Here is a 23,080-nt window from a genome sequence, read left to right as displayed (position 1 = left end):
AAGATACCGATGACAGACAACGACTCCACCCTGCCACCGAACCCCGACGACACCCCCGACGATCCTGAACGCCGCCGTGTCCTGACCGGACTCGCGGCGCTCGGCATCGGGCTGGCACTAACCGGGTGCAAGACTGACCAAAGTACCGCGAGCGACCTGGCGCCGCGCAGTGTCGCCGACATGCGGCTCGACGCCGCGTTACGCGACCAGGTCAAGCAGATCGTGGTGATCTACGCCGAGAACCGCAGCTTCGCGAATCTGTACGGCAACTTTCCCGGCGTCCAGTATCCGCTCGATGCGGTGAGCGCCGAGCGTTATCTGCAACTCGACCGCGACGGCAAGACGCCGCTGCCGCGCCTGCCGGCAATCTGGGGCGGCCTCGTGCCGCAAGCGCAGGAGGTGGACGGCAAACGCTACATGATCGGTCAGAAGGATATTGCCAACCTGCGCAACGGCCCGTTCCATATTACCGACGCGCAAGGCGCACCGTTGCCGAATGGTGTGATCACGCGCGATCTTGTGCATCGCTTCTATCAGAACCAGATGCAGATCAACGCCGGGCGCAACAATCAGTTCGCTGCATGGGGCGACGCCGGTGGCCTGGTGATGGGGCACTACCGCAATTCCGCCGACACGCTGCGTCTGTGGAACCTCGCGCAGCAATACACGCTGTGCGACAACTTCTTCATGGCGGCTTTCGGCGGTTCGTGGCTGAACCACATCTTCCTGATCTCCGCGCAGGCACCGTTCTATCCCGACATCCACAACAGTCCGGCGAAGAAGATGGTCTCGGTGGTGGAAGGCGACGATCCGACCGGCACACGGCTCAAGGTGGCGGCCGATTCGCCGGCGTCCGCGCTCGACGGTCCGCCGAAATTCGTCAACGACGGCGCGTTTACCGCCGACGGCTACGCCGTCAACACGATGGCGCCGCCCTACCAACCGAGCAGCGTGCGGCCGGCCGAAGGCGGCAATCCCGCGCTCGCCGACCCGTCGAATCCGCGCGTGATGCCGCCGCAAAACTACGCGACGATCGGCGACCGTCTGACGGACAAGGGCGTCGACTGGGCGTGGTACAGCGGTGCGTGGCAGTACGCATTGGAGCATCAGGACACGGGCGCGGTGCCTGACTTCCAGTACCACCATCAGCCGTTCAACTACTTCACCAATTACGCGCCGGGCACCGCCGCGCGGCGCAAGTATCTGCGCGACGCAGGCCTCGGCGACGACGCGTCCACCAATCGTCTGATCGCCGATATCGACGCGGGGCGGTTACCGGCCGTGACGTTCTACAAACCGCAGGGCGATCTGAACATGCACGCAGGGTATGCGGATGTCGCATCGGGGGACCGTCACGTCGCGAATGTGATCGAACATATTCAGCGCGGCCCGCAGTGGGCCAATACTGTCGTAGTCGTCACGGTCGATGAGAACGGCGGCTGGTGGGACCCGGTCTCGCCGCCGAAGGGCGATCGCTGGGGGCCGGGATCGCGGGTTCCGGCGTTAGTGATTTCGCCATTGGCGAAGAAGGGGTACGTCGATCATACGGTGTACGACACCAATTCGATTCTTCGCCTGATTAGCCGCGTGCATGGACTGGCGCCGCTCGATGGGGTTGTCCTGCGCGATCGGGCTTTTGCGCAGAATGGCTTGGCGCCGCTTGGCGATTTGACCGGTACGCTGGATCTGGCCTGAGCCGCTTGCCTATCGCATTTGCCTATTACGTCGGGGTGGGCAGCAGTGCATCAATCACTGCGCGACCCCGTGCAGCTTGGCAATCACTGCATCCGAGATCTGCTGCGCGGTCTTTTTGATCGTCTTCTTCTCGTCACCGCTCGCCATCACGAACTTCGCCGCGATCACGTACGGATTGAGTTTGATCGCCGCGCCCGGCTTTCCCTTGCTGTCGGCTTCTTCGACGGCTTCATAGAGCGGCGGCAAACCGGCCGTCGCCAGGCTGTCGCACGACACGGCCACTTGAATATTGTTCTGACCCGCACCAAAACCGACCATCGCACGTCTTAGACGATTGCCGTCGTCGACGCTCAGAAACACGCCTCGCACTTGCCAACCCGTTGCGGGTAATGGTTGGCCGGGCGCCATACGGCGCGCGTCGACACCGCCTTTTTTCAGGTCCGCAGTCAGCGCGTCCCCCATCTCGTTCACGATGTCCTTAGCGTGGTCCTGCGGATTCTTGTCCTTGCCCATCGGTCCTGGACCACTCGGCAACAGACCGCGCAGGCGGCGCACACGTTGCCCCGGTCCGCTGTCAGGTGTCACGTTGGCCACGTCGAGGTCGAAGTCGGACACATAGACGATCGGCGCGGGCGCGGCGAAGGGGGGACTGTCCGCGGCTGCACTGAGCGTCGATATCGCACCGAGGCATCCCGCCACCATCGTGAGTTGCAGCAATCGACGCAGCATGGCCCGCCTCCACGAAATGTCTTTCAGACGCGGCTATCGTACAGCCATGCGCGCGGGGCGTAAGTTTTTTCGTGCCCGATCGCCGCGCCTTTTCGCCTTGCATAACACGCGTCGCGACATAGACTGATAAAGCATTACTTCGCAATTTGTACGGAACTGCCATGCGCCTGACCATCCTCATCAACGGTTCCGATCCCACCGTCAGCCACGACTACGCTGTGTTATGGCTCGACACCGACGAACATCGGTGGTCGAGGGAAGCGCATCAAGGGATCGATCTGCCCCCGTGGGGCGAGTTACACGACGACAATGGCGTGACGACCCTCTGTGCGCCGAGCACGGATGCGCCGCTGTGCACGCTGCGCGGATTGCACGTCGATCGCAAACAACGCGTGAGCGCGGCGCAAGGTGCCGCAGCGTGGACAGCCTTGCCGACACACGCGCCGACCAGCGGTTTCTGGCGCTTGCAAGCTGTCGATCGCCAGAATGTGCACGCCGAACACAGTGTTTTCGGCAATTAGGTTTCGGCGCTTTTTTCGTCGGTCGAAATTTCCACCCATCCAAACCGCGCTGCCTGCGCGCGTGGTGAGTGGGTTCGTGTGCGCGTTCGACCGTCGGCCCGCATTTCCGCGTTCCGCATTCCGCGCGCTTAAGTCCGTCTTAAGTTTGCGTACGTAGAGTTTGAATTCCACGCATTAGGGTCGCTGCAAAGCGGCCCGTTTTTTTTGGTGCAGCGGTTTTTGTCGTGCGTCGTGCACTTCTTCCGCCCGCAGCATTTTCATCGCTGCGAGCACTGCGCAAAAAGCCACTTCCGTTCCCCGTTTTCTTCTGCGGTCCACGTCGCTCGACACCGGCTCGCGACGCTATACTTGCGCCCCCGATCAATCAACTGACTGACATATGAAGAAGTGGTTTGCCTGTCTGTTGTTCGCCGTTGCCGCTCACGCGAGCGCGGCACCCTCCTGCACCCAGTTCACCCCGAATGCGCAATGGCCGGTTCTGACCAATCAGAAGATGGCGCCGAAAACGCGCATGCTTTGCTATAGCGATTTCGCGGTTCTGCATTCGGGTATCACGCATGGTCCCTTGTGGTCCGCGGAGCATCTGACGCGCGACCATATCGAAGCCGCCAAAGACATGGTGCGCACCAACAAGTTCTTCGAAGACGCGCGCTTGCCCGACGGTGAGGGCGCGACGCTCGCGGACTATAAACGCAGCGGCTTCGATCGCGGTCATATGAGTCCGGCAGGCAATCGCTGGAATCAGGAAGCGATGGCACAATCGTTTTCGCTAGCCAACGTCGTGCCGCAAAATCGCGAGAACAATCAGCGCTTGTGGGCGCGTATCGAAACGTCGGTGCGTAAGATCGCAATGTCTTACAACGATACCTATGTCATCACCGGGCCGATTTTCAGCGGCCAGCAATTGCAGACCATTGGACCGACACGCGTCTTCGTGCCGACTCAATTGTTCAAGGTGGTCTACGTGCCGTCCCGGCAGATGGCGTTCGCGGTGGTGGTGGACAACGTCTCGACCAACCGCTACGACATCAGGACGATTCACGAACTCGAGACAGCATCGGGCATCCGTTTTCCGGGCATTCCGGAGAATCTCAAAGATCAGCGACCGGGAGGACTGAAAGGTGTTTAAACCCTATTCGAACGATGACGACGTGCTCAACATCCAGGGCGATGCACTCACCGTCAGCAACGGCACCACGCGCGTAGTGCTGAACGGCACGCTGGAGTTGACGCAAGACCAGCGCGGGTTGAAGGCGGCACTGGCGCTGAAGGAAGCGATCGATGCGATAGTGGCCGCGCTGCAGGCACAGGCCAATCTGCCGGCGAAGGTGAAGGACGAGCCGGATGCGAAACCGGGCGTCGTGCAGAATCCGTTTCAATAGCGCATTCACGCATTCACGCTATTGCCCAGGCGCGAAGGTACGGGATTTCCGCGTCGCCTTCGCAGCTGGGAGGTGAAACCGCTTCAGGCTGATTCAGAACCCCGATATGTATCCGCCGTTACGTTTTGTCACCAGAGCGCCGTCAACTGCTGTCTTCCGGCCAACGTTAAACCGGCAGCGCTGAAACATTTCAGCCGCGACATAAAGAACAACCGGTTTAACCAGGAGTTACATCATGAAGACGCTTTTCGCTGCTCTCGCTTCGGCTCTCGTCGTGTCGACCGCATTCGCACAAACCGCAGCACCGGCGGCCGCGCAACCTGCGCAAACGCAACCCGCCGGTCAAGCGAATCTGAAGGCGAGCACCGCCGCGCAAACCAGCGCCACGGACGAAAGCACCGCCACGACCAAAGCGCCGACCAAGGCCGCAACGAAGTCGCAAGTGAAAAAGGCTTCCGCCAGCCACACGGCAAAGACCCATAAGGCCACCAAGAAGACTGCTGTAGATACAAGCGCAAGCAAGACAAAGACGGAGAGCGCGAAAGAGGCCAGCAATGCCCCGGCAAAAACCGACGGCGCAAAGACCGACACGACGAAAACGCAATAACACGTGATCGGCTTTCGGCACGCACCGGCCAGGCATCTGTAGTTAATCGAAGCCGAACTCTGCCGTTCAGGGAGGGCGAGTCTCACGACTCGCCTTTTTTTTATGGGCGCGTCGCATGGGCCCAGTTGAAGCTCACGCAACTTGCCGGCACGGCCCCCGGTTGAATTCGAGCAACTCGTCTAGTCCGCGCGATTTTTTCAGCGGACACACCAATTTTTGCACTGCGTTTACTCGTACACGTCTAATCTCGAACTGTCTTGATCAACCATGGCGTCAACGAACGCCGCATCAAATGGCACTCACGCAATCAATCGACAAATTCGAAACGCAGCCGCTTAGCGCGCCGCCGGTCCAGCGCAACAATGTCATCCCCTTCCCCGCGGCTCGCGCCCGCTTGCAGATCACCCTGCCTCATCCCCCGCACGATCTTCCCGGCAGCCAGCTCCGCACACTGCTTCATTCGCCGCTCGGCGTGTATGTGGTCAGCACGGAGGCCGTGCGCGAAGAAGTGCGCGTGCAACTCGACATTGCGCTCGACGACCTCGACTTCACCTTGCATACGCTGATCTCGACACTCCCAGCAGCACTCATCGGACCATTGAAGCGCCGCCATGCCGTCGCAAAGGCGCGCTAATCATGTTCTCAGGAATCTGGCTGCCCATCGTCACCCCGTTTCGCAACGGTGAAGTCGACGTCGACGCGTTGCAGCGCCTCGCGGACTATTACCTGCGCACGGAGATCAGCGGATTTGTCGCCTTGAGCACGACGGGCGAAGCCGCTTTATTACAGGAATCCGAACGCCTCACCGTCTTGCAGGCGCTGACCGATGTGATCGGCTCGCGTCTGCCGATGCTGATCGGCGTAGGCGGCGCCAATACGCGCGACGTTCTGCACGATATTCAGCGCTATGAGCGCTGGGACTGCGCGGGCTATCTGGTGTCTCCACCATCGTACGTATGTCCGGATCAGGCCGGCGTGCAATGGCATTTCGAACAGGCTGCACTCGCCACCGAACGCCCTATCGTTCTGTACGACGTGCCACATCGAACAGGTGTGGCGATCGCGCCTGAAACGGTTGCGCATTTGGTCGAGTACAGCAACATCGTCGCAATCAAGGAATGCGAAAAGGAACACTTCAGCAAGCTGCGTGGCCTGCCGATCAACGTGCTGTGCGGCACCGATGAAGCATTGGACGACTGTCTGCACAACGGCGGCACAGGTGGCATTCTGGCGAGCGCGCATGTTTGCTCGGACCTGCTGGTTGCCGTACAGGAATTGATCCGCGCCGATCGTGACCCGGACGAGCGCAATCTGTTCGCCAGCTTGCTGCCCGTATTGCGTCTGCTGTTCGCCGCGCCCAATCCGTCCGCGATCAAGGCGATGCTGGCATTCGATCATTCAATGACCGACGAAACGCGTATGCCGATCACGCGCGCGTCGGCACAACTCGTCGAGCGCCTGGGCACCGCGCGCGACAGGTTGCAGGATCTGCGCGCCGAGTTTGCTGGAGCGATGAGCTAAAGCGCTAAAGAGCTGGAGCAACAACAAGAGGTCCCGAGGAGGAATGCGCCACGAATGAGTTCATCATTCGTGGCGCAAACTTGCGTCCAGGCGCTGCATCCGCAGCACGACGCGCTGCGCGTAACCGCGACCACCACCGCTGTAGCGAACGAGCGCGGCGTCGAGATCGCCGCCGCTTTCATCGAGGTAGCCGCGCAAAATGGTCGAGCCGATCCGCACGTTGATTGCCGGATCGGATAAGTCGGTTGTGCCCGCAATCAATTGCGGATGCGCAGCGGGCAAGACCTGCATCAGCCCTCGCGCGCCTGCGATGCTGACCGCGTGGCGATCGAAACTCGACTCGACCGACATCACGGCAAGCAGCAATACCGGCGAGATGGCTTGACGCTCGGCTTCGATCAACACCGCGCGAGCGATCTTCATGGATTCCAATGGTGCAACGCGAAACTGCGCGCGCAGCATGGCGGTGATATCGCTGAGCGCCGGCAAGCCGGCGTCTAGTATTGCGTCGCTCGCGACAGTTGGAGCGGCCAACGGCAACGCCGACTGCACGTCGGCGGCGTGCGATGCCGCGGCGAACGAGAAGACGATCGCCGCGAACATCACCTTCAGGCCGACTTTGCGGCGAAGGTTTCGTTGTACCTGGACACCATCCAGAGCGCTATTTCCATGCATAGGTTCGCTTCCTGACCGAGGTACATCGACCTTACCGGGCTTGGTATAGCGAATCGCCAAAGAAATAGGGGTGCGCCGTAAAATACTTATAAAGATGCGGTGGCGCGTGAGTGGACGTATAGAGGACGCAGCGTCGCGCTTTGCGCGTAGATCGAGGCGATCAGTCCGCGGCCGGATTCAGATCGGCTAGCGCCCTGAGCTTTTGCACGTCGGTGATTTCGATTTCCGCATAGCCCAGCTTCAACGCACCTTGCGTTTCGAACTGCCTGAGCACCTGATTGATCGTCTGCCGCGACAGAGCCAGCATCATCGCGAGGTCCTCCTGCGGTACTTTGAGTACGCGCCGCAATGCGCCGGGCTCGCCGTAGCCGCCTGCCATCAACAACAGGCGACGCGCCACGCGCGGTGCGGCGGGCAGCAAGGCGGCTTCTTCAATGGCGTCGAAAGCGAGGCGCAGCTTTTGCGTCAACAGCAAACCGAAGACATGCCAGTACTCGGGTGTGCGTTCGAGCAGCGAGGCAAGCGCCGCGCGCGACACATGAAACAGCTCGGAATCGCGTTCGGCATACGCGTCGTGGGTTCGCGGGCGATTATCGAACAGCGCGATCTCGCCGAACCAGTTGACCGGCTCGATGACCGCGAGCAACGCTTCCTTGCCTGCCGAGCTGGCCGCGCCGATTCTCACGAGACCATCGAGCACGCAATAGAGGCCGTCGTCGGAATCGCCGCGCGTGAAGAGCCGTTCACCGGCCGCGAGGCGCTCGACACGCCCCGCTTCGACAAGCTGCGCCCGCATGGCAGCGGGCGCCGAGCGAAACCACGCGCTGCGTTCAAGCCGCGCGGCAAGCTCATTGGATGAAAAACTCGCAGTCATAGAACGGCATCCGTGCCCGATTGTCGGCTACCCGATGGTTTCAAATTCCGCTGCCCGCGATTATGCTGGCTTTGATTGAGGAGCGGCATCCATGAGAACGCTGACGCAACAGCTTACGCAATACGCGGCCTACCATCGTGACCGGCGCAATATCGCCACGCATTTCATCGGCATTCCGATGATCGTGCTGGCGCTGGCGGTATTGTTGAGCCGGCCTGCTTTCAGCTTCGGCGCGCTGCCATTTGCCTTTTCGCCCGCGTGGGTGTTGTTCGCCGCAGCGACTGTCTATTACCTCGTGCTCGATGTGCCGCTCGGCGTGATGATGGCAGTCGTATCGGTACTGTGCGTCGCGTGCGGGGAGTGGCTCGCCGCGCAAACTACCCTCACCTGGCTCGCCGCCGGCATCGGACTCTTCGTGGTCGGCTGGGTGTTTCAGTTCATCGGCCACGTCGCCTACGAACATCGCAAGCCGGCATTTGTCGACGATGTGATCGGTTTGCTGATCGGGCCGCTATTCGTTCTCGCTGAAGCGTTGTTCGGCTTTGGCTGGCGGCCGGCGCTGCGCGAGGCGATCGAGGCACAGGTCGGCGCAACGCGTATCAATGCGGATCGTGCGGCAGCGCATCGCTGAACCGCGGCGTGTGATTCAGCGGCCGAGGCTCAGCGCGGCGCAAACCGAATGAGCCGCACGCTATGCAAAGCCGTCAGCGCTACCGCCATCCAGATCGGAACATACGTGGCTAACTGTGCGGCGCTGAGCGTCTCGCCGAGCAGCGTGATCGAGACAAACACGAGCAACACCGGTTCGACATAGCCAAGAATGCCGAACAAGGCGACCGGCAATAAACGGCTCGCCTTTAGATACGAAGCCAGCGCAATAGTGCTGAGCGCGCCGAGTCCAGGCAACAACAAGCACCACATGTCGATACGGCCGCCGATCATCGTCAACGAACCACCGATGATGATGAACACAGCCGCCGCGGGCAACAGCAGCGCCATTTCGACCGTGAACATGGCGAGCGAATCCTGGTTGATTTTGCGGCGCAGCACGAAATACGGCGGATAGCCGAGCGCGACGAGCAACGTGGGCCACGAAAAGGCACCCGTCATCCACAGTTCATGCACGACGCCCAACGCGGCGCAGATAACAGCGAGCCACTGCAGACCGTCGAGGCTCTCGCGATAGTAGAAGCGCCCCACCAGCACCATCACCAGCGGCAGCAGAAAATAGCCGAGCGAGACTTCGAGCATGCGCCCATGCAGCGGCGCCCATAGAAACACCCACAGCTGCGCGCCCAGCAACGCCGCGCTGACGACCATCGCCGCGCCGAGCGTCGGCTCCGTCACCATGCGGTAAAGAAGTTGCCGGAGAATCGGCAGGCGTTTGCGCAACATGATCAGCACTAACGCCCCGGGGACGGTCCACACAATACGCCACGCGAAAATGTCGAGACCGCTCAACGGCGCAAGCAGCCTGGCGTAAGCGGACAGTAAAGCAAACATCGCCGACGCGCCGACCGACAACGCGATACCGCGCTTTGGGTCATACTGGTTCATTGCGCGGCCCGTAGCGCAATCGCTTTGACATGCAGTGCAAGTGCGCGAATGGATGCAGATACAAGTGTGTGCGGCGCAGCATACGGCCGTGCGCCTCGAGTTGTTGTCATTAGGAGTGAAGTCTCACAAGCAGGCAGTGCGGCTGATGGTGCGTATCAAGCGCTGCATTTTTATCTTCGATATGCGATGCAAGCCGGCATTCTAGACGGGTTCCTGAACAACGTGCCCGTTCGTTCCTTGCAGTCAATAGCAATTTTTCCCGTGCGCATCGCGCGCCGATGCACTAGAACATAACTTCACGCGCGACAGGCGAATCCGCAGTTGCAACGCCAGCAACTTTCCGCGCAGTTGCGCAAGCGCGAATCTTGCTACGAAGTCTAGCGGCACCGTTTGCAACGTCATCTGAGACATCTTGGATATCCGTCGCAACCGTCATTTTCAACTGTCATCACTGCATCAATGAGCCGGGCCGGCATAGGCAGTCCATACGGACCGAGCCCGCCCTTCTTTCCCGCGGCATACAGCAACTGCGAGCAACTGCGCTCCGTTGCACCTGCCGCCGCCCGGCCAGCAATCCCGCTCATCGAATGTGACTACTGGAGCCAGCATGACCCAGCCAGCCCTATCGCACGACGCATCGCCCGACCTGCTCCGCGCCACCTTCGCCGCCGAGGTGCGCGCCGGACTCACGCACACGCCGCAAAAAGAGTTGCCGTCGAAGTATCTGTATGACGAAGTGGGTTCTGCGTTGTTTGAAGTGATAACAGTATTGCCCGAATACGGCGTGACACGCGCCGAGGAGCGCCTGCTCGCGAAGCACGCAGCGGACATCGTCGCGCATCTGCCGCACGACGTGACCGTCGCTGAACTGGGCAGCGGCAGCGGCCGCAAAACGCGGCGCATTCTGGAAGCGCTGTGTAAAAAGCGCCCCACTTCTTACTTCCCGATTGAAATTTCGCGCAGCGCATTGCAGTTGTGCAGGCGCGAACTTGGCGACATCGAGCGGATTTCGATCGTCGGTTACGAACGCGATTACCTGGCCGGGCTCGCCGAGGTGAGCCAGGACCGCGCGGCGGACGAGCGCTTACTCGTCCTGTTTCTTGGCAGCACGATCGGCAATTTCGGCCGGCTCGCGGCCACGCGTTTTCTGCGCGATATCCGCAACATGCTTGCGCCTGGCGACGCGTTGCTCCTCGGCACAGATCTGATCAAGCCGATACCGGTGCTGGTGGCAGCCTACGACGATTCGGTCGGCGTGACCGCATCGTTCAATCTCAATCTGCTGGCGCGCGTCAATCGCGAACTCGACGGCGACTTTCCGCTCGATGCGTTCGAACACGTCGCGCGCTTCAATCCGGACGCGCGCAGCATCGAGATGCATTTGCGTGCGAAGCGCGATGTCACCGCGCATGTGGGCGCAGCGCAATTGACCGTCTCGCTCAAGGCAGGCGAAACGATCTGGACCGAGAGCAGCCACAAATATCGCGCGGACGAGGTGCCCGCGATCGCCGACGATGCGGGCTTCGTGTGCAGCCATCAATGGATCGAAGATGGATGGGGATTCGCTGAAAGTTTGCTGGTGGCGCGTTAGGCGCAAAGCGTTATCGGCTGACTAATCGGACAAACAGGACGCGCAAACTGCAAGGCGGCGCGCTATCTAGGTGATGGCGCGCCGCCTTTGTTTTGGGTGAAGCTCGCGTACTCAGTGCTGCTCGAACCGCTCGAAACGCTTTTCGGTTGCGCGTTCCTCGCCGGTCACTTCGGTGACGCGCGCCGCCGGCGGCCCGTGACGCAGCCACGACAGCATCCGGTCGACCTGGTTGGCCGAGCCCTGCAACATGGCTTCGACGGAACCGTCGTCGAGATTCGCCACCCATCCCTTGATACCGAGCGCGTGGGCCTGCCGCACAGTGGCGTGGCGAAAGCCCACGCCCTGCACGGTGCCGCGCACCCGTACGTAATATGTTTCGATCCGCTGGTCCAGATCCGGGGCCATGCCGTCCTCTCGTCACATTCTTTCAAGCCGGCATTCTAGACGTGTCGCGACGAGAATGCTCGGCCGCGTCTCAGTTCGCCTGCGCGCCTCGGTCCCCCGGCGCGACACGCGGCCCGCGCGACACGTACAATCCGTCGACTGTCACGCAGGGAATCAAACAGAATGACCGAACAGAATCGCGATCTCGTGCTCGTCACCGGCGCATCCGGCTTCGTCGGCTCGTCGGTGGCGCGCATCGCGCAACAGAAGGGTTTCAAGGTGCGCGTGCTGGTGCGCGCCACCAGTCCGCGCAAAAACGTCGAGGCGCTGGATGCGGAAATCGTCGTGGGCGATATGCGCGACGAAGCGTCAATGCGCAACGCGCTGCGCGGTGTGCGCTATCTGCTGCACGTCGCCGCCGACTATCGCCTGTGGGCGCCGGACCCGAGCGAAATCGAGCGCTCGAATCTCGAAGGCACCGAGGCGACCATGCGCGCGGCGTTGAAGGAAGGCGTCGAACGCATTGTCTACACGAGCAGTGTGGCCACGCTGAAAGTCACCAGTTCCGGCCAGTCCGCTGATGAAACCTCGCCGCTCAAAGCCGACCAGGCGATCGGCGTGTACAAGCGCAGCAAGGTGCTGGCCGAACGCGCGGTGGAGCGCATGATCGCCGAAGATGGCCTACCGGCCGTGATCGTCAATCCGTCCACGCCGATCGGTCCGCGCGACGTCAAGCCGACGCCGACCGGGCGCATCATCGTCGAAGCGGCGCTCGGCAAGATTCCCGCGTTCGTCGACACGGGGCTGAACCTCGTGCACGTGGACGACGTGGCCGCCGGCCATTTTCTCGCGCTCGAACGCGGCAAGATCGGCGAGCGCTACATTCTCGGCGGCGAAAATCTGCCGCTGCAACAGATGCTCGCGGATATCGCGGCGCTAACCGGCCGCAAGGCGCCGACGCTGAGCTTGCCGCGCTGGCCGCTTTATCCGCTCGCCGCGGGCGCAGAAGCCGTCGCCAAGATCACGAAACGTGAACCGTTCCTCACCGTCGACGGTCTGAAGATGTCGAAGAACAAGATGTACTTCACCTCGGCAAAGGCGGAACGCGAACTCGGCTATCGCGCGCGACCCTATCGCGAGGGTTTGAGCGATGCGATCGAATGGTTCAGGCAAGCCGGATATTTGAAGCCTTGATAAAAGCGCTGACGCGGGCGGCATAAGCGACAGCGCCTGGCCCGCGCAGGGTGGCATGAGCCCAATCGCGCAGGCTACGACGCACCGACTCTCGAAAGCAGCATCACGCAGGTCACGCCGCCCCAAACAATCCGGCGTGGCCCGCACGCACTTTGTTACAACGTCACTGTGTTTGCGACAGGTAAAAGCCTACGCGCAGCAGTTAAAATCGTGGGTCTTACCAGAGAAAGCTCGCATGAATCTTCACGAACAGCTCGGCGCGCTGGAAATGGGCGTCGATCAGCTCATCCAGGCTGTCGTGGCCCCGCAGGCCGAAAACATCCCCGAGACAACCGCACACGCTGCAAACGCCGCAGAGGTGGCAGCGCAGGAAACGCCGGCGGCGAATCACGCCTCATCGGAATCAAAAGCGCAAAACGTTGCGTCTGAGGCAACGACGGCGGCAATAGCGGCAGAAGCAGCGGCGTCCGGCGAAGAGCCAGCCGCCCAGGTGCAGCCCACGCTCGAAATCAACCGCCCCGCGCAAAACGAAATCACGATGACGATCGGCGGCCAGACGGTCGCGCTGCGTGCCGAGCAGATCGGGCAGTTGATCGAGGAATTGTCGAACGCGCGCGCCTCGATGACGCCGGAACCGCCGCCGGGCATCCCGCCGGGCTGGCGTTTCGTGTCGACGAAGAATCCCGTCATGGCCGTGCAGAAACAGTCGAATGGCGACCGTCTGCTGGTCATGCGCCACACCGGTCACGGCTGGGTGCCATTCACGTTCTCGCCCGACATGGTGATCCAGATGTACATGATGCTCACCAAGGGCTGAAGCAAAGGTCGATGCAAAAATAACGGCGCCCGAGAGCGCCGTTATTTTCGTCTGATCAATCCCTGGGACAGCCGCGCCTCAGCGCTCCTGCACCGGCGCCTGCACCCGTGCCTTCCATTGCCCGCCCTTGCCGCGCCAGTAGCGCACCGCCGACGCAAACGTCGCGCCGACATAGAACAGCGCCACCAGCGGCAGAAACGGGGCCCACAGCGGCGAGCGACGGTAGTAGCTGAGCATCGGCGCATACGCGCAGCACATGGCCGCCCAGGCGAGCCACGCGGGCGCACCTTGAGGACCGAGCACCAGCGCGGCCGCCGGCGGCACCAGGTAGATGATCGTCATGCCCAACAGCGTACCTGCCAGCAGCAGCGGCGAGTAATGAAGCTGCGTAAAGGCCGTGCGCGCGATCATGTTCCAGATCTCACGCCAGCTATCGTAAGGACGCAGCGACACGCTGCGCGCCGCCACATCGAGACGGATCGGATGACGCCCTGTGCCGCGATGCTTGATCCGCGCAGCAAGGCTGCAATCGTCGATCAGCTCGGCGCGAATCGACTCGATGCCGCCCGCCTCTTCGAGCGCGCTGCGCCGCACCAGCATGCAGCCGCCCGCCGCCGCGGCCGTGCGGTTGCGCGGGTTGTTGACCCACGAAAACGGATACAGCTTGGCGAAGAAGAACACGAAGGCAGGAATCAGCGCCTTCTCCCAGAACGAATCGCAGCGCAGACGGACCATCAGCGAGACGAGGTCGCGCTTTTCCGCATCCGCACGGGCGACGAGTTGCGCGACGGCGTCGGCGGGATGGCCGATGTCGGCATCGGTAAGCAGCAGGAAATCGGCCGGCAGGCCGAGCGTGCGCACCGCCTCGATACCTTGCGACTGCGCCCACACCTTGCCGGACCAGCCCGGCGGCAGCGGCTTCGCGCTCAGCACCGTCAGACGATCGGGGCATTGCAGTTGCAACGCGGCCGCGCGAGCTGCGTCGGCGGTGCCGTCGGTGCTGTGGTCGTCGACCACGATCACGTGAAATTCGCCCGGATAGTCCTGCTCGAGCAGGGTGGTGACCGCCTGCGCGATCACGTCGACTTCATTGCGTGCCGGCACCACGGCGGCAACCGCCGGCCATGTTTCGCGCGGCTCAAGCGTGAGCGGCGCGGCGGGCCGCGCCCGCCCGAAACCGCCGCGCGCAAACAGCAACACACACCAGATCAGCAGGGAAAGACACGAAAGAAGAAACAGAACCACCGCCATTAAGCATTACCCTCGAGTGAACCCGCTTCTACGCCGACGCGCCGAGACAGGCGCATCACCACAGTGCGTACCGCGACGACGCACCAGTCAAATGTGTTGAGTACCGGCCGCTCGCGAAACACGTCGTAGCCGGTTTTTTCGATCCGCTCGAGGATCCGCAAACCGCCGTGGATAGCGCCGCACAGCTCGATCCCGAGGCGCCCGGGAATCCGCAACGCGAGCGGTGCGCCACGTACCAGCGTGGTCCGCACGAACGAAATTTCATAGGCCATCAGCTTCGTCCAGGCATCGTCGACGACACCTCTCGCGATCTGCGCCTCGGTCACGTTGAAGCGCCGCATATCCGCGAGTGGCAGATACACGCGGTCTTTTTCCCAGTCGGCCGCGACGTCCTGCCAGAAGCTGATCAGTTGCGAAGCCGTGCAGATCGCATCGGCGTCGGCGAGATTCTCCGGCGTGGCGGCGCCCACCAGATGCAGCATCAACTGCCCGATCGGGCTAGCCGAGTGGCGGCAATAGTCGAGCAAGGCGGACCGGTCCGCGTAACGGCGGGTGTCGATGTCCTGACCGCAGGCGTGGAGCAGATCGTAGAACGGCGCCAGCGGCAGTTTATACTGCGCGATCACGCCGGCGAGCTTGCCGAACAGGAGTGGGTGCACCGGCGCCGCGCGCCGCGCCGCTACCGCGTCGAGGCCGGCGCGGAAGTCGGCGAGGCGGGCATGCCGCTCGGCCGGGCTCCAGTCGCCCTCATCGGCGATGTCGGCGGCGGTGCGGACAACCTGATAGATAATGCCGATAGGCGCGCGCAGCGCCTTTGGCAGCAACACGCTCGCGACCGGAAAATTTTCGTATTGATCGACGTCCATCCAGCGAGCCTCGAAACCTTTCTGTAATGCGGCAGCCGATACGTGCCGCAGGACCACGTAGTTTAAGGGTTCCGCCAAACCAGTGCAGCGTGTAATCATTGCCACCTGCGCCACGCGGGCGGCGCCGGGCAGTGGCCCGCAGTGCGGCGCGGCCCCAACACCCTGGCGGACAGGCCAAAGCAAAGCCGGCCTGATAGCGTTAGAATGCGCGTTTGGTTTTGCTGTACCGGCTGGTCGCCGGGGCTCAAGACGTCAACTAAATAGATGATCGCGGCGATAAAGTCATAATTACCGACTTCTTCGAAACCCGCGTCAGTCGGAGTTCGCCAATTTATGCGAGTCATCCTTGCTCAGCCCCGCGGCTTTTGTGCGGGTGTTGTACGTGCAATCGAGATCGTCGATCGCGCGTTACAGCAACACGGCGCGCCCGTGTATGTCCGCCACGAGATTGTTCACAATCGCCACGTGGTGGATAACCTGCGCCAGAAAGGCGCGCGCTTTGTCGAAGAACTCGATGAGGTGCCGCACGGCGCCGTGGCGATTTTCAGCGCACACGGTGTCGCGCAGACCGTCGAGCGCGACGCGGAACAGCGCGGTCTTGACGTGCTCGACGCGACCTGCCCGCTCGTGACCAAGGTCCACGTGCAAGGGCGCCAATATGTGGCAGCGGGTCGTACCCTGATCCTGATCGGCCACGCGGGCCATCCGGAAGTGGAAGGCACGATCGGCCAGATTCCCGGCAAGGTGCTGCTGGTGCAAAGCGAGGCTGAAGTCGCGCATCTGGACCTGCCGCTCGATACGCCGCTGGCGTACGTCACGCAGACCACGCTATCGGTCGACGACACACGTGGCATCATCGATGCCCTGCTGCGCCGTTTCACCGACATCGTCGGTCCCGACACGCGCGACATCTGCTACGCCACGCAAAACCGTCAGGCGGCGGTGCGCGAACTGAGCAAAGAGGTCGAGGTGCTGCTGGTGGTAGGCGCAACCAACAGTTCGAACTCGAACCGGCTGCGCGAGATCGGCAGCGAAACCGGCGTGGCGAGCTATCTCGTCGCCGACGGTTCGGAAGTGAAGCCGGAGTGGTTTGCGAACGTGCAGACTGTCGGCATCACGGCTGGTGCTTCAGCACCGGAAGAGATGGTAATGAACGTAATCGATGCGCTGCGCGCATTGGGGCCCGTCGATGTCACGACGATGGCGGGCCGTGAAGAGAAAGTCGAATTCAAGTTGCCATCGAAACTGATGCAACCACTCGCTGCACGCGAAGTTTAAGGAGGACACCTTGTCTATTCCGCTGCTACAGAAAGTCCGGGTTGGCGCATACATCATGCGTCAGCATCTCTCTGGCAACAAACGCTACCCGCTCGCCTTGATGCTGGAGCCGCTGTTCCGCTGCAATCTTGCCTGCAATGGCTGCGGCAAGATCGACTATCCGGATCCCATCCTGAATCAGCGTCTGTCGCTCGAAGAATGCCTTGGCGCAGTCGACGAATGCGGCGCACCGGTCGTTTCGATTGCAGGCGGCGAGCCGCTCCTGCACAAGGAAATGCCACAGATCGTGAAGGGCATCATCGCGCGCAAGAAGTTCGTGTATCTCTGCACGAATGCGTTGCTGATGGAAAAGAAGATGGACGACTACGAGCCGAATCCGTACTTCGTCTGGTCGGTTCACCTGGACGGCGATCAGCAGGCGCACGATCACTCGGTGTCGCAGGAAGGCGTATACGACAAGGCTGTCGCCGCCATCAAGGAAGCGAAGCGCCGCGGTTTCCGCGTGAACATCAACTGCACGTTGTTCAACGACGCCGTGCCGGAACGCGTCGCTGCATTCTTCGACACGCTCGGCCCGATGGGCGTGGACGGCATCACCGTCTCGCCGGGTTATGCGTATGAACGCGCGCCGGATCAGCAACACTTCCTGAACCGCGACAAGACCAAGCAACTGTTCCGCGAGATTTTCAAGCGCGGCAACAATGGCAAGAACTGGTCGTTCAGCCAGTCGGGCATGTTCCTCGACTTCCTGGCCGGCAATCAGACGTACGAGTGCACGCCCTGGGGCAACCCGGCGCGTACGGTGTTCGGCTGGCAGAAGCCGTGCTACCTGGTCGGCGAAGGCTACGTGAAGACCTTCAAGGAATTGATGGAAACCACGGAGTGGGAAAAGTACGGCACGGGCAACTACGAGAAGTGCGCGGATTGCATGGTGCACTGCGGCTTTGAAGCGACTGCCGTGATGGATACGGTGGCGCACCCGTTGAAGGCGTTGAAGGTCAGCCTGCGCGGCCCGAAGACTTCGGGTGCCTTCACCAAGGATATTGCTTTGGATAAGCAGCGTCCGGCTGAGTACGTGTTCTCGCGACACGTCGAGATCAAGCTCGAGGAAATCGGGCGCGCTGGAAAGGGTAAGAAGGTGCAGACGGCGGCGTCTGCTTCCGCACACTAAGCGCTGCCTGGGGCGGTTTTGTCCGCCCCATGAAGTACATGTTCGGTAGAAAAAAAGCGCGGTGGCCTGATAGCCACCGCGCTTTTTCTTTTTTGCGTTGTTACGTCAGCCCGCGCTTCGTGCGTTATGCGCAGTCAGGAACTTGATCAGCCCATCCACGCCGCCCTTGGAAATCTGATCGGCGAACTGCGTCTGATACACCTGGATCAACCAGGCGCCCATCATGTTGATGTCGTAGATCTTCCAGCCGTTAGCGCCCTTGGTCAGCCGGTAATCGATGGCATCATCGCCGCCATTGCTGATCACGTGCGACTGCACCACCAGGTCCTTGGAGCCGGCCGCCACATTGACGGGCGAGAACTTGAACTTCACATCCTGATCCCGCAACTGCGACAGCGAGGCGGCGTAGGTGCGCACCAGCAGCAGCGTAAACTGGTCATAGAGCTGCTTCTGCTGCTCGGGGGTCGCCGTACTCCATGCCTTCCCTACCGCGATCCGCGTGGTCCGCTGAAAATCGGTAGCCGGTACGAAGCGCGTTTGAACCAACTCGGTGATTTTCGCCATATCGCCACCGCGCGCCTGCGGGTCGGCCTTCATCGCGGCCACCGTGCCTTCGACGGCACTCTTCACAACCGCATCGGGCGCGCTTTGCGCATAGGCCGCCGTGGACACCATGGCCGCGGCCAGAAAAGCAGACAGATAACGTTTCATACGCTCGCCAAAACCCCAAGAAGTAAGCGCCGGCAGGCTCGCAAGCCCTCAGCGAAAGCAGGATAGACCAGTATACCGATATTGCGTTCCCACCCCAGCCGCGCCGCCCGGGCGTCGTCCTTGCTAGCGAAGTGGAGCCGAGTCGCTCCGGCTCTGTATACTTGTGCACTTTCGTCAAAAACACCACTCGTGATAAGGCCACCTCCGCCTACATGCTGAAGTCATCTATCGTCCGTCTCGTCGCCTATTCGGTGCGCCATCCGTTTCGGATCATCGCTCTGTCGCTCGTGCTCGCCGTTTTGAGCGGCTTCTACGTTGCCCATAACTTCAAGATCAACACCGATATCAGCAAGCTGGTCGAGACCGACAAGCAATGGTCGTCACTCGAAAATGCGATGGATGCGGCCTTCCCGGATCGCGGTCAAACCGTGTTGGTGGTGGTCGAAGCGCGCGCCCCGGAGTTTGCCGACGCCGCCGCCAATGCCCTGAGCGCCGCGCTCAAAGCCGATCCGAAGGAATTCGTCGCCGTCTCGCAGCCCGCCGGCGGTCCGTTCTTCGAACACAATGGTCTGCTGTTCCCGTCGACCGATGAGGTGCTGTCCACCACCTCGCAGCTCGTCCAGTCCCGCCCGCTCGTCAATGCCCTCGCGCACGATCCGAGCCTGACCGGCCTCGCCGGCACGCTCACCACGAGCCTGTTGCTGCCGCTGCAACTGGGTCAGGTGAAGCTGGCTGACATGAGCCATTTGCTGTCGCAAAGCGCAACCACGCTCGATCGCGTGCTGGCCGGCCAGGCGGCGGCGTTCTCGTGGCGCGCGCTGGTCGATAAGGACGCCGCCACGGATCCGGCGCGCGCCTTCGTCACGGTGCAGCCGGTTGTGAACTACGACGCGCTGGAGCCGGGCGCGACCGCGTCGAAAGCGATCCGCGACACCGCCGCTTCGTTGCACCTCGATACGCGCTATGGCGCCACGGTCCGTCTGACCGGCGAACAGCCTCTCGCGGACGAAGAATTCGCGTCGGTCCAGGACGGCGCCGTGCTCAACGGCATCGGCACCTTCATCGTCGTGCTGGTCATTCTGTGGCTGGCGCTGCGTTCGGGCCGCATGATCCTCGCCGTGTTCATCACGCTGTTCGTCGGGCTAGCGATTACCGCGGCGCTCGGCCTGCTGATGGTCGGCGCGCTCAACATGATTTCGGTCGCCTTCATGGTGCTGTTCGTCGGGCTCGGCGTCGATTTCGGCGTGCAGTTCGGTGTCAAATATCGTGAGGAGCGCAATCGCGACAACCGTCTTTCCGCCGCCCTCATGCATACCGCACATAGCATCGGCGTGCCGCTGACGCTCGCGGCCGTGGCAGTCGCGCTGAGCTTCTTCTCGTTCCTGCCGACGGCTTATCGCGGCGTGTCGGAATTGGGCGAGATCGCCGGCGTCGGCATGTTCGTCGCGTACTTCACCAACATGACGCTGCTGCCGGCGCTGCTGAAAGTCTTCAGGCCGCCGGGTGAGCCCGCTTCGCCTGGCTTCAAGCAACTCGCACCCGTTGACGATTTCCTGGATCGTCACCGCAAACCGGTGCTGATCGGAACGCTCATTGTCGTGATCGGCGGTATACCTTTGCTCACGCATTTGCGCTTCGACTTCAACCCGCTGCATCTGAAGGACCCGCATACGGAATCCATGGCAACGCTGCTGTCGCTAAAGGATTCGCCGGAAGCCGCGGTCAACAACGTGCATGTGCTGGCGCCCACGCTTGCCGATGCGGACCAGAAGGCCGCACGTCTGCGCACGCTGCCGGAAGTGGGTCGCGTGACCACGCTGAGCACCTTCATCCCGACCGAGCAACAGCAAAAGCTGATGCTGGTGGCAAGCGCCGCGCAGCAACTGCTGCCCGCCCTGCAGCAGCAGCCCGCGCCTCAAGCCACGGACACGGTGCGCGTTGCCGCGTTGAAGCGCGCGTCGAACCAGCTCTCGCTCGCCGCCGACGACCATCCGGGCCCGGGCGCCGCCGACGCCAAACACCTCTCCGCGACGCTGCAAAAGCTGGCTGCCGCCGACGCCGCCACGCGCGACCGCGCCGAAACCGCGATGTCCGAGCCGCTGCGCATCGCGCTGAAGCAACTCGCGGATCTGCTGCAGCCGACCGAGATTACGCGGGACAACCTGCCCAAGGAGATTTCCACGAGCTGGGTTTCGAAGGATGGCCGCGCGCTGGTCGACATCGCGCCGAACGTCAAAACCGGCACCGATCCGAACGACGACGCGATGCTCGCCCGCTTTGTCCACTCAGTGAAGAAGGCGGAGCCGAACGCGATCGGTGGCCCGATTTCGATCCTGAATTCCGCGGACACGATCATCAAGGCGTTCCTGCAGGCCGCCGGCTGGGCTTTGCTGTCGATTGCAATCCTGCTGTGGATTGCGCTGCGGCGGCTCAGCGATATGCTGCGGACCCTGGTTCCGCTGCTGGTGTCGGCGCTGGTAACGTTGGAGTTGTGCGTGGTGTTCGGCATGCCGCTGAACTTCGCGAACATCATTGCGTTACCCCTGATGCTGGGCGTCGGCGTAGCATTCAAGATTTACTTCGTCATGGCGTGGCGCCATGGCCAGACCAGCCTTTTACAGTCAAGCCTCACGCATGCCGTGCTGTTCAGCGCGGCGACTACGGCGACTGCGTTCGGCAGCCTCTGGCTGTCGCACCATCCGGGGACGTCGAGTATGGGACGCTTGCTGGCACTCTCGTTGTTTTGCACGCTGATTGGCGCGGTGGTGTTCCAACCTGTACTGATGGGCAAGCCGCGCCAACGTCGCGCGAAGCACAAAGGAATAAAAGTATGAAGCTGCAAACCACCGTGCTGGCGCTGGCCGCCACCGGTCTGATCTCAGGCTGCGCGACCGGCCCCGACCGCAAGTCTGGCGACCCGTTCGAGCCGGCGAACCGCGTGATTTTCAATTTCAACGACGGCGTGGACCGCTTTGTCGCTGTCCCGGTTGCCAAGGGTTACCAGAAGGTGACACCGCAGCCGTTGCGTACGGCGGTGAGCAACTTCTTCTCGAATCTGGGCGACCTGACCAACGCCGCCAACAACCTGTTGCAACTGAAGATCACCGACGCGACCGAAGACCTCGTGCGTTTCGCGTTCAACTCGACCTTTGGACTTGGCGGCCTGCTCGACTGGGCGACGCCAGCTGGTCTGCCGAAGCACCACCAGGACTTCGGTTTGACGCTGGGCCACTGGGGCGTTCCGTCGGGCCCGTACCTTGTCTTGCCGCTATTCGGCCCGAGCACGGTGCGTGACAGCATGGGCCTCGTGGTGGACGTGAAGTTCAACCCGTTGAACTACATTGAGCCGGCGGTTCGCAATCCGCTGTACGTTCTGCAGTTCGTGAGCGTGCGCTCCGATCTACTGGGCGCATCCAGCCTGCTGCAACAGGCCGCGCTCGACAAGTATTCGTTCGTTCGCGACGCCTACACGCAGCAACGTAAGGCGCGCCTGCGCGGCACCGGCGACAACGCCGTGCCGCTCCCGAACTACGACGACCAGGACGACTCCGGCGCCGCCGCACCCGCCAAGGGTGCTTCGGGGGCCGCTGCTGGGGCCCCGGCGGGTCTACCGAACTACGCGGACCCAGGCGACGCAGCGGAAGCCCCGAACGCGGCCTCGGGAAGCGCCACAGGCGCCCCGGCAGGCGTACCGAACTACACCGACCCAGGCGACACGTCGAACGCCCCAGCGGCGACGCCTGCTGCCGCGTCGGGCGCAATGACGCCGATGCCGGCACCACAAACGGCGCCGACGGACAAGAATCCGCAGGAAGCAGCGCCAGCAGTCCAATAAGGGATGTGAGTCAGGCGCCCGGCGCGCGCAAAGTGCGCCGGGGGCAGCCCTGAAGAGCGGGCGGATGGTGTGCCCAATCGAAGCAGGCGGTTTTATGAATTACGCTTCGGCGCGCGCAGCGCCGCCGGAAGTATGACGCCCTTGCCACTGGCGTATGCAGGTGCACGAACCCAGATTCCAGATGCACCACTACCCTGTGCAAACTACGGGACCCGCTTAGCAGGAGTGGTTTGAGCCGCTTTCTTTGCTTATCTTTCTTTGCGGCGGCAAAGAAAGTAAGTGCCGCCCCGCACAGCAATGCTCTCAACTTAAGCCCGAAAGGGCTTGTATACGGGGCGTTCGACCTGTAAACTTCATCGCATAACTGATTGATAAATCGACGATATGAACTCAAATACCAGCGTCCTCCCAACTCCTGGCT

The 23,080-nt window shown here is 62.0% G+C and carries 23 protein-coding genes; 15 read left to right on the top strand and 8 right to left on the bottom strand.

What is annotated here, in order from left to right; translation table 11 throughout:
* Nucleotides 1–9: 9 nt before the first annotated feature.
* On the top strand, nucleotides 10–1,695 hold the full coding sequence (locus FSO04_RS23520; protein ID WP_154562980.1) for an acid phosphatase: 1,686 nt from the start codon (nucleotides 10–12) through the stop codon (nucleotides 1,693–1,695).
* Nucleotides 1,696–1,749: 54 nt separating this feature from the next.
* On the opposite strand, the gene FSO04_RS23515 is transcribed toward FSO04_RS23520, so the two are convergent.
* Nucleotides 1,750–2,424, bottom strand: coding sequence for a DUF4410 domain-containing protein (locus tag FSO04_RS23515; protein ID WP_154562978.1), 675 nt, complete (start codon nucleotides 2,422–2,424; stop codon nucleotides 1,750–1,752).
* Nucleotides 2,425–2,585: 161 nt separating this feature from the next.
* Here FSO04_RS23515 and FSO04_RS23510 point away from each other — a divergent pair, with 161 nt between their 5' ends.
* The 6 genes from FSO04_RS23510 (at nucleotide 2,586) to FSO04_RS23485 (ending at nucleotide 6,455) form a co-directional block, all read left to right on the top strand.
* Complete coding sequence (locus FSO04_RS23510) at nucleotides 2,586–2,945, top strand: DUF3564 domain-containing protein (RefSeq protein ID WP_154562976.1); 360 nt, start codon at nucleotides 2,586–2,588, stop codon at nucleotides 2,943–2,945.
* Nucleotides 2,946–3,324: 379 nt separating this feature from the next.
* Nucleotides 3,325–4,074 (top strand): DNA/RNA non-specific endonuclease, encoded by a 750-nt coding sequence (locus tag FSO04_RS23505; protein WP_154562974.1) that lies wholly within the window; start codon nucleotides 3,325–3,327, stop codon nucleotides 4,072–4,074.
* Nucleotides 4,067–4,327 carry a hypothetical protein gene (locus FSO04_RS23500; RefSeq protein ID WP_154562972.1) on the top strand — a complete coding sequence of 87 codons (261 nt, stop codon included), beginning with the start codon at nucleotides 4,067–4,069 and terminating at the stop codon, nucleotides 4,325–4,327. Before FSO04_RS23505 ends, FSO04_RS23500 begins: the two co-directional genes overlap by 8 nt.
* A gap of 235 nt (nucleotides 4,328–4,562) precedes the next feature.
* Nucleotides 4,563–4,934 carry a hypothetical protein gene (locus FSO04_RS23495; protein ID WP_154562970.1) on the top strand — a complete coding sequence of 124 codons (372 nt, stop codon included), beginning with the start codon at nucleotides 4,563–4,565 and terminating at the stop codon, nucleotides 4,932–4,934.
* Nucleotides 4,935–5,226: 292 nt separating this feature from the next.
* Nucleotides 5,227–5,568 carry a hypothetical protein gene (locus FSO04_RS23490; protein WP_154562968.1) on the top strand — a complete coding sequence of 114 codons (342 nt, stop codon included), beginning with the start codon at nucleotides 5,227–5,229 and terminating at the stop codon, nucleotides 5,566–5,568.
* Nucleotides 5,569–5,570: 2 nt separating this feature from the next.
* The gene (locus FSO04_RS23485; protein ID WP_154562966.1) at nucleotides 5,571–6,455 is read left to right on the top strand and encodes a 4-hydroxy-tetrahydrodipicolinate synthase family protein; all 885 of its coding nucleotides are present in this window, start codon (nucleotides 5,571–5,573) and stop codon (nucleotides 6,453–6,455) included.
* A gap of 63 nt (nucleotides 6,456–6,518) precedes the next feature.
* On the opposite strand, the gene FSO04_RS23480 is transcribed toward FSO04_RS23485, so the two are convergent.
* Both FSO04_RS23480 and FSO04_RS23475 read right to left on the bottom strand, forming a co-directional pair.
* Nucleotides 6,519–7,130, bottom strand: a complete 612-nt coding sequence (locus tag FSO04_RS23480) for a lytic transglycosylase domain-containing protein (RefSeq protein ID WP_154562964.1) — start codon at nucleotides 7,128–7,130, stop codon at nucleotides 6,519–6,521.
* Between the two features lie 160 nt (nucleotides 7,131–7,290).
* Complete coding sequence (locus FSO04_RS23475; protein ID WP_154562962.1) at nucleotides 7,291–8,004, bottom strand: Crp/Fnr family transcriptional regulator; 714 nt, start codon at nucleotides 8,002–8,004, stop codon at nucleotides 7,291–7,293.
* A 91-nt stretch (nucleotides 8,005–8,095) separates the two neighbouring features.
* Between FSO04_RS23475 and FSO04_RS23470 the strand changes: the two genes are divergently transcribed.
* Nucleotides 8,096–8,635, top strand: coding sequence for an Mpo1 family 2-hydroxy fatty acid dioxygenase (locus tag FSO04_RS23470; protein WP_154562960.1), 540 nt, complete (start codon nucleotides 8,096–8,098; stop codon nucleotides 8,633–8,635).
* A 29-nt stretch (nucleotides 8,636–8,664) separates the two neighbouring features.
* Here the strand turns inward: FSO04_RS23470 and rarD are convergent, their stop codons facing one another.
* Complete coding sequence (gene rarD, locus FSO04_RS23465) at nucleotides 8,665–9,561, bottom strand: EamA family transporter RarD (RefSeq protein ID WP_154562958.1); 897 nt, start codon at nucleotides 9,559–9,561, stop codon at nucleotides 8,665–8,667.
* 607 nt (nucleotides 9,562–10,168) lie between these two features.
* Here rarD and egtD point away from each other — a divergent pair.
* Entirely contained in the window at nucleotides 10,169–11,152 is a 984-nt protein-coding gene (gene egtD, locus FSO04_RS23460; RefSeq protein ID WP_154562956.1) for an L-histidine N(alpha)-methyltransferase, read from the top strand.
* A gap of 111 nt (nucleotides 11,153–11,263) precedes the next feature.
* Here the strand turns inward: egtD and FSO04_RS23455 are convergent, their stop codons facing one another.
* Nucleotides 11,264–11,557 carry an acylphosphatase gene (locus FSO04_RS23455; RefSeq protein ID WP_120293712.1) on the bottom strand — a complete coding sequence of 98 codons (294 nt, stop codon included), beginning with the start codon at nucleotides 11,555–11,557 and terminating at the stop codon, nucleotides 11,264–11,266.
* 162 nt (nucleotides 11,558–11,719) lie between these two features.
* Between FSO04_RS23455 and hpnA the strand changes: the two genes are divergently transcribed.
* Nucleotides 11,720–12,730 (top strand): hopanoid-associated sugar epimerase, encoded by a 1,011-nt coding sequence (gene hpnA / locus FSO04_RS23450; RefSeq protein WP_063500557.1) that lies wholly within the window; start codon nucleotides 11,720–11,722, stop codon nucleotides 12,728–12,730.
* A gap of 235 nt (nucleotides 12,731–12,965) precedes the next feature.
* Nucleotides 12,966–13,547, top strand: coding sequence for a hypothetical protein (locus FSO04_RS23445; protein ID WP_154562954.1), 582 nt, complete (start codon nucleotides 12,966–12,968; stop codon nucleotides 13,545–13,547).
* 78 nt (nucleotides 13,548–13,625) lie between these two features.
* On the opposite strand, the gene FSO04_RS23440 is transcribed toward FSO04_RS23445, so the two are convergent.
* Complete coding sequence (locus FSO04_RS23440) at nucleotides 13,626–14,798, bottom strand: glycosyltransferase (protein ID WP_154562952.1); 1,173 nt, start codon at nucleotides 14,796–14,798, stop codon at nucleotides 13,626–13,628.
* Nucleotides 14,798–15,664: a squalene synthase HpnC gene (hpnC, locus tag FSO04_RS23435; RefSeq protein WP_154562950.1), complete on the bottom strand. Its 867-nt coding sequence runs from the start codon at nucleotides 15,662–15,664 to the stop codon at nucleotides 14,798–14,800. Before hpnC ends, FSO04_RS23440 begins: the two co-directional genes overlap by 1 nt.
* A 333-nt stretch (nucleotides 15,665–15,997) precedes the next feature.
* On the opposite strand from hpnC, the gene ispH reads away from it, so the two are divergent.
* The gene (ispH, locus tag FSO04_RS23430; protein WP_054034174.1) at nucleotides 15,998–16,942 is read left to right on the top strand and encodes a 4-hydroxy-3-methylbut-2-enyl diphosphate reductase; all 945 of its coding nucleotides are present in this window, start codon (nucleotides 15,998–16,000) and stop codon (nucleotides 16,940–16,942) included.
* Between the two features lie 10 nt (nucleotides 16,943–16,952).
* Nucleotides 16,953–18,113, top strand: coding sequence for an adenosyl-hopene transferase HpnH (gene hpnH / locus FSO04_RS23425; RefSeq protein WP_063500562.1), 1,161 nt, complete (start codon nucleotides 16,953–16,955; stop codon nucleotides 18,111–18,113).
* Nucleotides 18,114–18,218: 105 nt separating this feature from the next.
* On the opposite strand, the gene FSO04_RS23420 is transcribed toward hpnH, so the two are convergent.
* Nucleotides 18,219–18,824, bottom strand: a complete 606-nt coding sequence (locus FSO04_RS23420; RefSeq protein WP_154562948.1) for an MlaC/ttg2D family ABC transporter substrate-binding protein — start codon at nucleotides 18,822–18,824, stop codon at nucleotides 18,219–18,221.
* Between the two features lie 212 nt (nucleotides 18,825–19,036).
* On the opposite strand from FSO04_RS23420, the gene hpnN reads away from it, so the two are divergent.
* Both hpnN and FSO04_RS23410 read left to right on the top strand, forming a co-directional pair.
* Complete coding sequence (hpnN, locus tag FSO04_RS23415; RefSeq protein WP_154562946.1) at nucleotides 19,037–21,658, top strand: hopanoid transporter HpnN; 2,622 nt, start codon at nucleotides 19,037–19,039, stop codon at nucleotides 21,656–21,658.
* Complete coding sequence (locus tag FSO04_RS23410) at nucleotides 21,655–22,659, top strand: MlaA family lipoprotein (RefSeq protein WP_154562944.1); 1,005 nt, start codon at nucleotides 21,655–21,657, stop codon at nucleotides 22,657–22,659. The genes hpnN and FSO04_RS23410 overlap by 4 nt, the downstream gene beginning before the upstream one ends.
* Nucleotides 22,660–23,080 lie beyond the last annotated feature (421 nt).

It is taken from the genome of Paraburkholderia madseniana, from assembly GCF_009690905.1.
Lineage (GTDB): Bacteria > Pseudomonadota > Gammaproteobacteria > Burkholderiales > Burkholderiaceae > Paraburkholderia > Paraburkholderia madseniana.
This window is presented reverse-complemented; position numbering and strand designations above follow the sequence as displayed.

What these genes read in the sequence shown, in the direction of transcription:
- FSO04_RS23410 (WP_154562944.1), top strand. Translation starts at nt 21,655, where the DNA reads ATGAAGCTGCAAACCACCGTGCTGGCGCTGGCCGCCACCGGTCTGATC.
- FSO04_RS23515 (WP_154562978.1), bottom strand. Translation starts at nt 2,424, where the DNA reads ATGCTGCGTCGATTGCTGCAACTCACGATGGTGGCGGGATGCCTCGGT.
- FSO04_RS23440 (WP_154562952.1), bottom strand. Translation starts at nt 14,798, where the DNA reads ATGGCGGTGGTTCTGTTTCTTCTTTCGTGTCTTTCCCTGCTGATCTGG.
- hpnN (WP_154562946.1), top strand. Translation starts at nt 19,037, where the DNA reads ATGCTGAAGTCATCTATCGTCCGTCTCGTCGCCTATTCGGTGCGCCAT.
- FSO04_RS23480 (WP_154562964.1), bottom strand. Translation starts at nt 7,130, where the DNA reads ATGCATGGAAATAGCGCTCTGGATGGTGTCCAGGTACAACGAAACCTT.
- FSO04_RS23475 (WP_154562962.1), bottom strand. Translation starts at nt 8,004, where the DNA reads ATGACTGCGAGTTTTTCATCCAATGAGCTTGCCGCGCGGCTTGAACGC.
- FSO04_RS23420 (WP_154562948.1), bottom strand. Translation starts at nt 18,824, where the DNA reads ATGAAACGTTATCTGTCTGCTTTTCTGGCCGCGGCCATGGTGTCCACG.
- FSO04_RS23495 (WP_154562970.1), top strand. Translation starts at nt 4,563, where the DNA reads ATGAAGACGCTTTTCGCTGCTCTCGCTTCGGCTCTCGTCGTGTCGACC.
- rarD (WP_154562958.1), bottom strand. Translation starts at nt 9,561, where the DNA reads ATGAACCAGTATGACCCAAAGCGCGGTATCGCGTTGTCGGTCGGCGCG.
- FSO04_RS23485 (WP_154562966.1), top strand. Translation starts at nt 5,571, where the DNA reads ATGTTCTCAGGAATCTGGCTGCCCATCGTCACCCCGTTTCGCAACGGT.
- FSO04_RS23520 (WP_154562980.1), top strand. Translation starts at nt 10, where the DNA reads ATGACAGACAACGACTCCACCCTGCCACCGAACCCCGACGACACCCCC.
- FSO04_RS23490 (WP_154562968.1), top strand. Translation starts at nt 5,227, where the DNA reads ATGGCACTCACGCAATCAATCGACAAATTCGAAACGCAGCCGCTTAGC.
- egtD (WP_154562956.1), top strand. Translation starts at nt 10,169, where the DNA reads ATGACCCAGCCAGCCCTATCGCACGACGCATCGCCCGACCTGCTCCGC.
- FSO04_RS23455 (WP_120293712.1), bottom strand. Translation starts at nt 11,557, where the DNA reads ATGGCCCCGGATCTGGACCAGCGGATCGAAACATATTACGTACGGGTG.
- hpnA (WP_063500557.1), top strand. Translation starts at nt 11,720, where the DNA reads ATGACCGAACAGAATCGCGATCTCGTGCTCGTCACCGGCGCATCCGGC.
- FSO04_RS23510 (WP_154562976.1), top strand. Translation starts at nt 2,586, where the DNA reads ATGCGCCTGACCATCCTCATCAACGGTTCCGATCCCACCGTCAGCCAC.
- ispH (WP_054034174.1), top strand. Translation starts at nt 15,998, where the DNA reads ATGCGAGTCATCCTTGCTCAGCCCCGCGGCTTTTGTGCGGGTGTTGTA.
- FSO04_RS23445 (WP_154562954.1), top strand. Translation starts at nt 12,966, where the DNA reads ATGAATCTTCACGAACAGCTCGGCGCGCTGGAAATGGGCGTCGATCAG.
- FSO04_RS23470 (WP_154562960.1), top strand. Translation starts at nt 8,096, where the DNA reads ATGAGAACGCTGACGCAACAGCTTACGCAATACGCGGCCTACCATCGT.
- hpnC (WP_154562950.1), bottom strand. Translation starts at nt 15,664, where the DNA reads ATGGACGTCGATCAATACGAAAATTTTCCGGTCGCGAGCGTGTTGCTG.
- FSO04_RS23505 (WP_154562974.1), top strand. Translation starts at nt 3,325, where the DNA reads ATGAAGAAGTGGTTTGCCTGTCTGTTGTTCGCCGTTGCCGCTCACGCG.